This is a genomic window from Zavarzinia sp. (genome assembly GCF_041650655.1).
In the GTDB taxonomy this organism is placed as follows: Bacteria; Pseudomonadota; Alphaproteobacteria; order Zavarziniales; family Zavarziniaceae; genus Zavarzinia.
The window spans coordinates 1-11,580 of the sequence record NZ_JBAZKR010000111.1 but is presented as its reverse complement, the minus strand read 5'-3'; the positions used below and the strand labels follow the sequence as shown (position 1 = coordinate 11,580).

8 protein-coding genes and 1 pseudogene are annotated in these 11,580 nt (G+C 68.2%); 5 read left to right on the top strand and 4 right to left on the bottom strand.

The window, feature by feature from the left end; genetic code table 11:
• The 5 genes and pseudogenes from WC493_RS18955 to WC493_RS18935 all read left to right on the top strand — a co-directional run.
• Nucleotides 1-259: pseudogene (locus tag WC493_RS18955) on the top strand (hypothetical protein); the annotation flags it as partial.
• A complete protein-coding gene (locus WC493_RS18950; RefSeq protein ID WP_373067361.1) occupies nucleotides 256-954 on the top strand; it encodes an ABC transporter ATP-binding protein in 699 nt (232 codons plus the stop codon). The pseudogene WC493_RS18955 and the gene WC493_RS18950, both read left to right, overlap by 4 nt.
• The gene (locus WC493_RS18945; protein WP_373067358.1) at nucleotides 951-2,108 is read left to right on the top strand and encodes an ABC transporter permease; all 1,158 of its coding nucleotides are present in this window, start codon (nucleotides 951-953) and stop codon (nucleotides 2,106-2,108) included. The genes WC493_RS18950 and WC493_RS18945 overlap by 4 nt, the downstream gene beginning before the upstream one ends.
• Nucleotides 2,109-2,144: 36 nt before the next feature.
• Complete coding sequence (locus WC493_RS18940) at nucleotides 2,145-3,344, top strand: ABC transporter permease (RefSeq protein WP_373067356.1); 1,200 nt, start codon at nucleotides 2,145-2,147, stop codon at nucleotides 3,342-3,344.
• Nucleotides 3,345-3,458: 114 nt separating this feature from the next.
• Nucleotides 3,459-4,493 (top strand): glycosyl hydrolase, encoded by a 1,035-nt coding sequence (locus WC493_RS18935; RefSeq protein WP_373067353.1) that lies wholly within the window; start codon nucleotides 3,459-3,461, stop codon nucleotides 4,491-4,493.
• A 169-nt stretch (nucleotides 4,494-4,662) separates the two neighbouring features.
• Here WC493_RS18935 and WC493_RS18930 read toward each other — a convergent pair whose 3' ends face one another.
• From WC493_RS18930 to WC493_RS18915, 4 genes are all read right to left on the bottom strand, one after another.
• Nucleotides 4,663-5,742: a Gfo/Idh/MocA family protein gene (locus WC493_RS18930; RefSeq protein WP_373067351.1), complete on the bottom strand. Its 1,080-nt coding sequence runs from the start codon at nucleotides 5,740-5,742 to the stop codon at nucleotides 4,663-4,665.
• 313 nt (nucleotides 5,743-6,055) lie between these two features.
• On the bottom strand, nucleotides 6,056-7,645 hold the full coding sequence (locus WC493_RS18925) for a glycoside hydrolase family 28 protein (RefSeq protein WP_373067348.1): 1,590 nt from the start codon (nucleotides 7,643-7,645) through the stop codon (nucleotides 6,056-6,058).
• A gap of 157 nt (nucleotides 7,646-7,802) precedes the next feature.
• Complete coding sequence (locus tag WC493_RS18920) at nucleotides 7,803-10,001, bottom strand: TIM-barrel domain-containing protein (RefSeq protein ID WP_373067346.1); 2,199 nt, start codon at nucleotides 9,999-10,001, stop codon at nucleotides 7,803-7,805.
• 43 nt (nucleotides 10,002-10,044) lie between these two features.
• The coding region (locus tag WC493_RS18915; protein WP_373067344.1) for a glycoside hydrolase family 15 protein at nucleotides 10,045-11,580 on the bottom strand (1,536 nt) is incomplete at its 5' end.

Sequence of the window (11,580 nt, the reverse complement as noted above, 5' to 3'; positions counted from 1 at the left end):
CGCGTTTCAAAGCGCCGACGGGAAGGCGGCGGCGAAACCGGAGGTGATCATTCCGAAAAGCGCCGTGCGCAGCGCCGGCGGCCGCGATGCCGTGTGGGTCGTGCGCGACGGCCGCGCCGAGCGGCGCGCGATCGCCGTCGACCTGGCGCGCGGGGACGAGGTCATGGTCTCCGGCGGACTGGAGGCCGGCGAGCGGGTCGTGATCGAAGGACCGGAAGCCCTGGCCGAGGGAACCCCCGTGACGGAGAAACACTTATGAGCACGAGCGATGGCGTCCTGGTCCGCGTCCACGACGTGGGCAAAGTCTTTCACCGTGGTTCCGAGGAAATCCACGTTCTGGCCGGCCTCAACCTGGAGGTGCCGCGGGGCGAGTTTCTCGCCCTCATGGGGCCCTCGGGTTCGGGCAAGTCGACGCTGCTCAACCTCATCGGCGGCCTGGACCGGGCGACCGAAGGCACGGTCGAGATCGGCGGCGAACGGGTGGACCAGATGTCCGAACGGAAACTCGCGGCCTGGCGCGCCCGGCACATCGGCCTGGTCTTTCAATTCTACAACCTGCTCCCGGTGTTGACCGCCGAGCGCAACATCGAGCTGCCGCTCCTGCTCACGCACCTTTCGAAGGCGGAGCGCCGCCGGCATGTCGAGACCGCATTGCGCGCCGTCGGCCTGACCCATCGCGCGCGGCATTTCCCCCGCCAGCTTTCGGGCGGCGAGCAGCAGCGCGTCGGCATCGCGCGCGCGATTGTGACGGATCCCACGATCCTGCTCTGCGACGAGCCGACGGGCGACCTGGACCGCAAATCCGGCGATGAAATCCTGAGCCTGCTCCAGGCGCTCAACCGCGAACAGGGCAAGACCATCGTCATGGTCACGCACGATCCCCATGCCTCGGCGCGGGCCGGCCGGATTGTCTACCTCAACAAGGGCCAGTTGTTCGCGGAGAACCCGGGATGAAATTTTTCTACCTCGTCTGGCGGAACCTGACCCGGAAAAAGCTGCGCACGGCGCTCACGCTGCTTTCGATCCTGGTGGCGTTCCTGCTCTACGGCTTCCTCGGCGCCATCCGGCTCGCGTTCACCGCCGGCGTCAGCATGGCCGGCGCGGACCGCCTGATCGTGCGCCACAAGGTCTCGATCATCCAGATGCTGCCCGTCACCTACAAGGAGCGCATCGAGCGCATCCCCGGCGTGGTGGCCGCCGCCCACCAGACGTGGTTCGGCGGGATCTACCAGGACCCGAAAAACTTTTTCGCGAGCATGCCCGTCGTGCCGGACGATTTCCTCGCGATGTATCCCGAATTGCTCCTGCCCGAGGCGCAAAAACAGGCGTGGAACGCCCGTCGCACCGGCGCCGTCGTCGGCCGCACGACCGCCACCCGCTTCGGCTGGAAGGTGGGCGACCGCGTGGCCCTGAAATCCCCCATCTGGCAGCGCGGCAGTCGCAACGATACCTGGGAGTTCGACCTCGTCGGCATTTACGACGGGGCGAAGAAGGACACCGACACGTCGCAGTTCTTCTTCCGCTACGACTATTTCGACGAGGGACGGCTCTTCGCGAAGGGCGAGGTCGGCTGGTACACCGTCCGCGTGCGCGATCCGGCCCAGACCGCCGCCGTGGCCCGGGCGATCGACGCCGAGTTTGCCAATTCGGCCTACGAGACCAAGGCCGAGCCCGAGGGGGCCTTCATGCAGGGGTTTGCCCAGCAGGTCGGCGACATCGGCACGATCATGATCGCCATCCTCAGCGCCGTCTTCTTCACGATCCTGCTCGTGGCCGGCAACACGATGGCGCAGTCCGTACGCGAGCGCACGGAGGAGCTCGGCGTGCTCAAGGCGATGGGCTTCAACAACGGGCTCGTGCTGGCCGTGGTGCTGGGCGAATCCTTCCTCCTCGCCGCGCTGGGCGGGCTGGCCGGCCTCGGGCTGGCCTGGCTGATCATTTCCCGGGGCAGCCCCGTGCCGGGCATGCTGCCGGTTTTCTTCCTGCCCACCCGTGACCTTGTCATCGGCGTCGTGCTCGTGGCGGCGCTCGGATTCGTGGCCGGCATCCTGCCCGCCCTGCAGGCCGGCCGGCTGCGGATCGCGGAGGCGCTGCGCCGGCAAACCTGAGGCTGATCCGCCGGCCCCCACCCACCCTTCCCGCCCATGCTCTCGCTCATCAACTGGCTCTCGCAGGTCGGATCGATCACGCATGTCAACCTGCGCACGATCGTCGAGCGCAAAGGCTCGGCGATCGCCGCGGCGGTCGGCATCGCCGGCGTCGTGGCCGTGCTCGTCGGCGTGCTCTCGATCGCCGAGGGATTCCGCCAGGTGATGCGGGCCACGGGGGCGGACGACGTCGCCCTCGTCCTGCGCAGCGGCGCCGACGGGGAGATGTCGAGCGGGCTGGCCCGCGAAGACACCCGCGTGATCGCGGACGGCCCCGGCCTGGCCCGCGACGAAAACGGCGCCCTGGCCTCGCCCGAGCTGTTTGTCATCATCAATCTGCCAAAGCGCTCCACCGGCACCGACGCGAACGTGCCGATGCGCGGCGTCGGCCCCGCCGCCTACGCGGTGCGCGGCAACTTCAAGCTGGTCGAGGGCCGCCGGTTCGAGCCGGGACGCAACGAGGTCATCGCCGGCGTGGGGGCGGCGCACGAGTTCACCGGTCTTGAGGTCGGGCAGACGATCCGCCTCGGCACCTACGAATGGAAGGTCGTGGGGGTGTTCTCCGCCGGCGGCGGCGCGGCGGAATCGGAGCTCTGGACCGATGCCGCCGTCCTCCAGCCCGCGTATCACCGCGGCGACACGTTTCAGACGGTATACGCGAAGCTCAGTTCGCCGGCGAAATTCCCGGAGTTCAAGGACGCCCTGACGTCCGACCCGCGGCTCAACGTCAAGGTCGTCCGGCAGACCGATTTCTTCGCGGAGCAGTCCACGGTCATCGTCGCCTTCATCCGCGGCCTCGGGGTTTTCATCGCCCTGCTCATGGCGCTCGGGGCGCTGTTTGGCGCGCTGAACACGATGTACGGCGCCGTGTCGGCCCGCGTGCGGGAGATCGCCACGTTGCGGGCGCTGGGCTTTGGCGCCAGCGCGGTCATTGTCTCCGTGCTGCTGGAATCCCTGGTGATCGCGCTCGCCGGCGGTGCGGTCGGCGGCACCCTGGCCTATGTGATCTTCGACGGCTTTCGCGCCGCGACGATCAACTGGCAGACGTTCAGCCAGATCGCCTTTGCGTTCCGGGTGACGCCGCACCTGTTGTTCAGTGCGATCATCTGGGCCGCGGTCATCGGCCTGCTCGGCGGCCTGTTTCCCGCGATCCGCGCGGCGCGCCTGCCGGTCGCGCAGGCCCTGCGCGAAACCTGACCCATCACTGTCCGCCATGGGCCCCTGCCTTTGGCCCCAGGCGATGAAAAATATCTGGCCAGGGGCAACCGGGCGCACGCATGGTGTCTAGCCTCCCTCATGAAGCTCCCCGTCTTGTTGCCCCTGATCCTTGCCCTCCTGTTTCCGCCCGCGGTGGACGCCGCCCCGGCGCCGGCCAATCCGCGGGCCAATGCCAAGACCCGGGCCGTGCTTGACTTCATCGGCAGCCTGGAGACGCGGCCGGACAAACACCTGCTCTCCGGCCAGTTCACCAATTTCGGCACGCTGGTGAGCCTGGAGTTGCCGGAAAAAATCCACCAACAGACGGGACACTGGCCGGCGCTGATCGGCGTGGACTACGCCGACTTCTACGACTCCACGACCGCCCAAAGGAGCAACCTTGCCCCGCGCCTGCCAAATCAGGTGGCGATCGCCTATTGGCGCGCGGGCGGGCTCGTGACGGTCAGCGCCCACCTCTACAACCCGGCCAACCCCGACGGCGGGGGGCTGCGCGACCACGGGGTCGACCTCGCCGAGGTGTTCATGCCCGGCACCGCCACCCACCAGCGGTGGATGCAAGAACTGGATGAACTCGCCGCCGGCCTGCAGGAACTCCGGGAGGCGGGGGTCGTCGTACTGTGGCGGCCTTTCCACGAGATGAACGGCCGGTGGTTCTGGTGGGGAAAACAAGACCCGGCGGTCTTCATCCGCGTCTGGCGGTACATGTTCGCCTACTTCAGCAGGATCAAGGGCCTGGACAACCTCCTCTGGGTGTACGCCCCCAATCACGGGACCAACGCCGCCGACTATTATCCCGGCGACGCCTACGTGGACATGGTCGGCCTCGATGCTTACACCGATTTCGTCGATCAGAGCCACATCAAGGGATATGCGGAGATGGCCCGCCTGCCCAAGCCGTTCGGCTTCACCGAATATGGTCCGCACGGGGCGAGGAATCCGCCGGGCGACTACGACTACCGGCGGTTCATTCCGGATCTGAAGGCGAACTTTCCGCGCACGACCTTCTTCATGGTTTGGAACGAGAAGTGGAGCCCGGCGAACAACCCGCACGCCCGGGAGCTTTACAACGACCCCTGGATGGTGAACCGCGAAGACCTGCCACCCGGACTGGCCGGATCCGCGCCCTAAGGATGCCGTGATTTGCGCCCGGCGCGACGGACCCGTCTGCCGGCCGCACGCGCCGTTCCTCATCCGGTGCCGCGGACGCCGGTCTCACCGCGGCGCGGCCGGTGCACCGCCGTCCTTTCGCCCACCCAGCCGGGCCGGCGACCGTCCGGGGTCGGGCCCGCCGGCGCGGTTACCCGGCCCACTCCATGGGCTCCGGCGCGGAAAACCGGGAGGTCGGAGTCCGGCTTTCGCCGCCGGCGCGCGCCGACGCATCGATCAATTCCATGACCTCGATGACATGCGCGGCGTGAGCGGCGGCCACCCGGTGCGGCCGGCCTTCACGCAGCGCCGCCGCCATGTCCTTCACGCCGCGGGCGAATTCGACCCCCTCGTAACCGGGGCGGACCAGCGGCAGCGGCTGGAGCGGCTCCCCGTAGGCACAACGCTCGACCGGGGCGTTGAACTTGAAGACGCTGCCGAGGATCAGGGATCCGCCGTCGCCGTGAAATTCGATGCCGGCACCCTGCTTGGACCCATTCGTGTAGAAGTTGCACGTCAGGCGGCCCACCACGCCACCCGCGAAATCCAGCACGGCGTTGACGAACTCCGGTTTGGTGAGGTTGAAGGGCTGGCCGGCCTTCGTGCGCCGCGCCGGCAGCAACAGCCGCTGCTGGGCCGTCACCCGCTGCACCGGCCCCAAAAACGCGGTCAGCAGGGTGAGCGGATAGATGCCGACATCCCACAGGACGCCCACCTCGTAAAACGGGACCGGATTGGCATGCCAGGTCTCGATCCGCCCATGGTTGATTTCGGCATACACGAGGCGCACCGGCCCGATGGCGCCACGGCGCAGCTCGCGCGCGATCGTCTGCTGCGCTTCGCCCAGATAGGTGGCCGGCGCGCTGCTCAGCCGCAGGCCGCGCTGCTCGGCCAGGGCGGCCAGGCGGCGCGCGGTTGCATAAGTCAGGGCGAGTGGTTTCTCGGTGTGGACATGCTTTCCGGCCTCCAGCGCGCGGGTGATCACCTCTTCATGAGCCTGGTGGATCGTAAGATTGACGACGAGGTTCACGCGCGGATCGGCCAGCACCTCGTCGAACGTGCCGTAGGCGCGTCCGCCGAACTCCCTGGCGAAGGTCTGCGCCCGCGTCGCCTCCAGATCCTGAAAGCCCAGGAGGGCAACGTCATTGTAAGTCTTGATGGCCTTGGCGTAAGGCTGGGCGATGTGGCCGCAGCCAACGATGACGGCGCCAAGTGGGAATGTGGTGATCATATGGGAAGGAGGGTGGAAAATCGAAGTCTCCGGCGCACCGGGGTCAATCCCTGCCGCCCGCGCCTCAGGCGGTCACCCAGGGGGCGACCGGCATGATTGGCGGTGATGCAGGCGACCGGATTCATAAAGGGGCGGACCATAAGTCGCAGCGATGGCAGGGCAACAATTTCCTGCGGCCGGTTGACGGCCCGCCTTCCCGCTACGGTTTGCCCGTGTCTGCCTCTGGTCCGTCGCCGGAGCGGGATCATGGTCCGTGGTGAACGCGCGGACATTGCGCCGCACGACCGGCGGCAGTCCCTGAGCCGGCAGCCGGCTAAAGCCGCTCCTCCGCCACGAGCTGATCGCGGCGGGTGTCAGGCAGGCCGGGGCTGTGGCGCACGTCCAGCCCGGAGACCTGCTTCAGCACCATGACCGGCACCCCGGCCCCGGGCGGGGCCTGAAAATGGTCGAAATCGGCGCCGGCGACGTCGTCCAGGATGACCGCGGGCCGGCGGTCGTCCTGGAGCAGTTCGAACCGGACGTCGCGGACATTCAGTCCCCGCACGTGCCGGGCGAAGAGTCCGTAGGCGGAAAGGATGCCGAAGTTCCACGGCTCGGGATAGTCGCGCTCCAGCTCCGGCACGACGCGGGCCGCCTGCTCCGCCGTGCCTCCACCCTGATACTGGATCAGAATATTGCTCAGGGTGACGTCGTCGACGGTATGACCGGGAATGCCGCTGATGAGAATGCCGTGGAAGAACGGCACGCCCGAGGCCACGACGTTGCTGATGAGGATCCGGCGGGCCGTCCCCACCGGCGGGTGGTTCGGTCCGCGCAACCGCGCGCCGAGGCGGATGAAGATCGGCGCGTTCATGACATCCCGCATCGCGAGGTTGGTGATCGTCACGTCCTCCATCATGCCGCCGTCGACCTCCTCCAGCGCGAGGCCGAGGCTGTAGGTGAACACGCAGTTGGTGATGGTGATGTTCTTGAAGCCGCCGTTGGCCTCGGTGCCGAACTTGATGCGTCCGACCGGGCCGCGGGGCGGCGGCCGTTTCCGGCAGGTGCCGTCGAGCAGCGTGCCCTCCTCGAACCCGCTCAGCTGGCAGTTGGCGATGGTGACGTTTTCCGTCGCCCGGGCCTCGCCGAGACCGTAGCTGGACTTCAGGCAGAGGCCGTCGTCGTTGGGCGAGTTCACCATGCAGTTGGACACCCGCACATTCCGGCAACAATCGATGTCGATGCCGTCGCGGTTGGTGTCGATCTTGAGGTTGTCGAGGGTGAAGTGGTCGACGCCGGTGGCGAGGATGCCGAAATGGCCGCCGTGGAAGATGGTGAAATCGCGCAGGAGGACGCCGCGGCAGTTTTTCAGCGCGATCGCCTTGTTGCCCACCCCCGCGGGGAGGGCGTCGCGCGCGTCGGGCAGGCCAAACGGCCCCGGCCGCGGGTCGCCGGGCTTGAGCGGAGGGAGCTCGGGGGGCCAGGGCAGCTGCGGCTCGTCCGGCATGGGATCCTGGCGTCCGAACCCCCGGCTCAGGCCCCGGCCGACGATCTTGCCCGGCCCCAGGATCGACACGTCCTCCAGGTTCTCCCCCCAGATCAGGCTGTTGTGCCAGTGGCTGTGGCCGAAGTCCTGGTACTGGTCGAACGCATTCGGTTCCGGTGCATCGTAACCGCCCGGCGTGCCCTCCGGCGGCGGATCCGCGGCCAGCAAGGTAGCGCCCGGGCCAAGATACAAGGCGATGTGGCTCCGCAGGCGAATCGAGTGGCTGGCATAGGTTCCGGCCGGGAAATACACCGTGCCGCCGCCGGCGGTGGCGGCGGCCTCGATCGCCCGGTTGATCGCGCCGGTATCCAGCGTCCGGCCGTCACCCGTGGCGCCGAAGGCGCGCACGTCGTACGCCGGCGCACCACCGTCCGGCAACGGGCCCCCCGCAACCGGACTGAGGCAGATCAGCGACAACCCCAACCAATGAAGAGAACGGCGGATCCTGAAGCTCATAGTCGAAATAACGGGTGAAGATCCAATGATAGCAAGCCGGCAGAGCTCGAAGTAAACGCTTTTCCCCCGCGCCCGATCATCAGCGCGCTGTCCGGATGGTCAGCGGCCGGCCGTCGACGCCTTCGGTTTCGATCGGCCCTGCATCGGTGAGGACCTGGACCACGAGCCGGCGGGCCGGCCGGGGACGCTTACCCTCGGCCTGGGCGACGGTGACGATGACATCGCCGCCTTTCTTCACTGCGGCATAGGTCGTGAGCAGATAGTCGCCGTCCCGGTAGGCGTAGCCGTCCCCGTCATCCTCGTAAAGCCGGCCCGAGGCGCGGCCCTGCTCGTCGAGCGCCACCAGCAAGGTGAGCGGATCGAGCGATTCCTCAACGGTGCTTTGGACCACCCGGCCGAGCGGAACAATGGCGCCACCGCGAACCTTCAGCTCGGATTGGTACTTGTCCGTGCCGGTGTGTTCGCCCGCCAGCGACACCGTGCGCCAAAGACCTGGCGGCAGATGGGGTTGCTCCGCCCAGCGCGGGATCACGAGCAGGTCGTCGCCGATGAGAAAGACGCGATCCTCCGCGCGCAGCGCCGGATCCCGGAGATCGGCGAAGAACACGGGCCGCATGACCGGCAGGCCGTCGAGCGAGCTTTCATGAAACAGGGTGTAATAGTACGGCAGCAGCCGGTAGCGCCGCTCCAAGGCGGTGCGGGCGGCGGCCTCGACCTCCGGTCCGAACGCCCAGGGTTCCTTGGGCGGCGCCCCCTTGTCCGAATGGCCGCGGCAAAAAGGAAAGAAAGCTCCGACGGCGACCCAGTTCGCCCACAACTCGCCCGTCGCCTCGCCGGCAAATCCGCCGAGATCGGGACCGTTGAAGGGCTGGCCCGACAGGCCCAGGTTCAGGGTCATCGGGATGGACATCTTGAGATCATCCCAAGTCGAGGCGTTGTCGCCCGTCCACGTCGCGGCGTAGCGCTGCCCGCCGAGGAAATTCGCCCGCGTGAGGACGAACGGCCGTTTGCCCGGATTCGCCGCGGCGATGCCGGCGCGCGTCGCCTGCACCATCAACATGCCGTAGACGTTGTGATACCGCGCGTGCGGCCCGGCGGACAAGACGATGCCGCCGCCGCGGTGCCAGTTGTGCGGCGGCATCGTCTTGCCGGGCACGTTGAAGACGGCGGGTTCGTTCATGTCGTTCCACACGCCATCGACGCCCCGGGCCATGAAGTCGCGATAAAGCCCGGCCCACCACGCCCGGGTTTCCGGCCGGGTGAAATCGGGAAACACGCAGGCGCCCGGCCAGACGTCGCCGTGATAGGCGCCGCCGAACGCGTCGTGGACCCACACGTCGGCGGCGGTGCCGGAATCGTAGACCCGATCTCCCGGCTCGGCCTTCACGCCTGGATCGATCATCCAGACGCTCTTGAAGCCCCGCGCATGCAGCCAGGCATTGAGCTCCGCGGGATCGGGGAATCCCTGGGGATCGAAGGTAAAGACGCGGTACCCGTCCATGTAATCGATGTCCATCCAGATGACGTCGCAGGGGATCCTCCGCGCGCGGAAGCCGTCGGCGATCTCCCGCACCCGCGCGGCGGGCTGGTAGGACCAGCGGCATTGCTGGTAGCCGAGCGCCCATCGGGGCGGCAGGGGCATGAACCCCGTGAGTGCCGCCAGGCCGCGCACCACGGCCTGCGGTGATTCGCGGTCGATCACGATGAGTGGAAACGAGGGGCCGTCGCTCGTGAACTCGATGCGTCCGTCGAGGGCGATGTCCGTTTTCCAGGTCGTATCGGCAATGACGCCAAACGCGGTTCCGTCCGCCCGGACGGCGAGCACCCAGGGATGCGATTGATAAAGCCGCCGGCCCCCGTCGTCCCGATAGTTGAAGTTGTCGGTATTCCAGAGCGTGATGCTCCGGCCGTTGCGCAGCAGCGGGCCCGTCACCTCGCCCGTGCCATAGAGACTCGTTCCGTCCGGGACCGGGATCATCGCCCGGGTGCGGGTCGCGCTGAAGGAAAATACCGGCGCCACCGGCCAGGCCGCGGGCAGCGCGCCTCCGGGCTGAGGCCGGTCGAGCAGGCACAGGGACGGCGGCAGGCGGTCGAGCGGCAGATCGGCCGGCAGAAAGAGGGCGATCCGGTCGCCGCACAGGCCGGCCCGGCCGGTCGCCCGCGGCGCAAATGCCTCCTCGGCGGCGCCGGTATCCGGCGTCTGGCCGCCCGCAACGGGATTAAGGCAGATCAGCGACAGCCACAGCCAAGGAAGGAAACGGCGGATCTTGATGCTCATGGCCGAAATCGCATCACTGTCCATCTGACGGGGCGCCGCCAGCCTACAGGTCCGCCACTTTCGCGCGCGCGTCGGTCGCCGCGAGAAAGGCCGCATGGCCCCATGTGAGATTGCTGGTGGAGGTGGGAGCGCCGGTGTTCTTGTCGTACTGCTCGGGCATGTCACCCGTCGGCGGGGTGAAGCGTCGCACGGTCCGCAGGATGTCGTCGCCGCGCACGACAAATCCGCGCAGCAGGGCCCGACGCACCGCCGCGTCGGCGAACGCATCGCCTTGATCGCCGAGGTTCGTCCCATTGCCGGCCCGGCGCAGCGCGCGCTCGAACACCGTCCGGTTGAGCGGCGTGACCGGCAACGAGGCGTGCGCCGCCAGCAGCGCCGCGAGCCGGTACTGCGCCTCGGCAAACTCGAGTGTAACCATCCCCCAGGCGCCGCCGCCGTAGTACTGATCGCCGACGTAGCGGCCGTAAAGCAGGCCCTCGTCGTCCGCGAGCGTGCCATTGACCGGAAACAGGTGCGAGAAGAGATCCTCGATCTTGGCCATCGTGGCGAGGACGCGGTCATCGAGGAGCGAGTAGCGCCCGTCGGCGAGGCGGCTGTGCAGCGCCGCGATCACAATCGCTGTGTCGAAGTTGTCACCCGGCCGCGATTTCACCTGGTGGAAGCCGTAGTACCCGCGGGCGGGCAGCCAATGTGACTCGAGCGCCTCGCGCAGCCGCGCCTCGGCGGCGGCGTAGGTGTCGGCCCGGCCGCGATTGTGCGCCGCGAGCGCGCGGCGCGCACCGGCATGGAGCGCGCCCGCCTCCACGACGCGGGTGTGGAAATCGTATCCGCGGTTCTCCTCCCAGTAGTCGAAGCTCGGCCGCATCCAGTTGGCGGCGAGATAATCGAGATCCGCGTCCACCACCTGGGCGAGCATTTCGCTGAGGTCCCGGGCGAGCGGAGTCGCGGGCACGCGCTCGTAGTGCATCAGCGTGAGCGCCCGCAGCGCCGGGCCGTCGAACTGGGGACGGCTCCATTGCAGGATGTCCGGCGTGCCATCCATGTTGAAGCGGGGCTCGCCGATGGACTCGGGCGACGCGGAGGCCTGCAGTGTCCGGGAGAAGCGAATGAAATCGCCGAGGTGCTGCGCACACTGGGCGGCCTGGGCGGGCGGGGCGGCGGCCTGCAGCGTCGCGAGCGCACGCATCACGAGCGCGCTGTCGCGGATCCAATGAAAGAAATAGTCGGGCTCGGAGGGCGGGCCCGGCGCCGCGGCCGACACCGAGCCCGGACTCGGCACGATGCGCTGCCAGACGTGATCACCATGCAGCCTGATCCGGCCGCCGGTCCGGGCGGTCTCGGCGCGGACGTAGTCGAGGCGCTCGGGCGCGATGAACCGGCTTTCAACATCGCGTTCGAAGGGCGCAGTAGGCGACACGTTGCGAAGCAGATGCCGGTAGGACCGGTCGCGCTGCGACGCGATCCACGACGTGAGTTCATCGTCACGTCCGGCGGGAAGGTCGGATGCGGGAGCAAGGAGGGCCGGTGCGTCTGCCGCCGGCGCCTGGGCGCGTGCGCCTAGCGCCCAGGCGAGTGAAGG

Coding starts and splice junctions, on each gene's coding strand:
- WC493_RS18920 (WP_373067346.1), bottom strand. CDS start 10,001: ATGAGCATCAAGATCCGCCGTTTCCTTCCTTGGCTGTGGCTGTCGCTG.
- WC493_RS18950 (WP_373067361.1), top strand. CDS start 256: ATGAGCACGAGCGATGGCGTCCTGGTCCGCGTCCACGACGTGGGCAAA.
- WC493_RS18945 (WP_373067358.1), top strand. CDS start 951: ATGAAATTTTTCTACCTCGTCTGGCGGAACCTGACCCGGAAAAAGCTG.
- WC493_RS18940 (WP_373067356.1), top strand. CDS start 2,145: ATGCTCTCGCTCATCAACTGGCTCTCGCAGGTCGGATCGATCACGCAT.
- WC493_RS18930 (WP_373067351.1), bottom strand. CDS start 5,742: ATGATCACCACATTCCCACTTGGCGCCGTCATCGTTGGCTGCGGCCAC.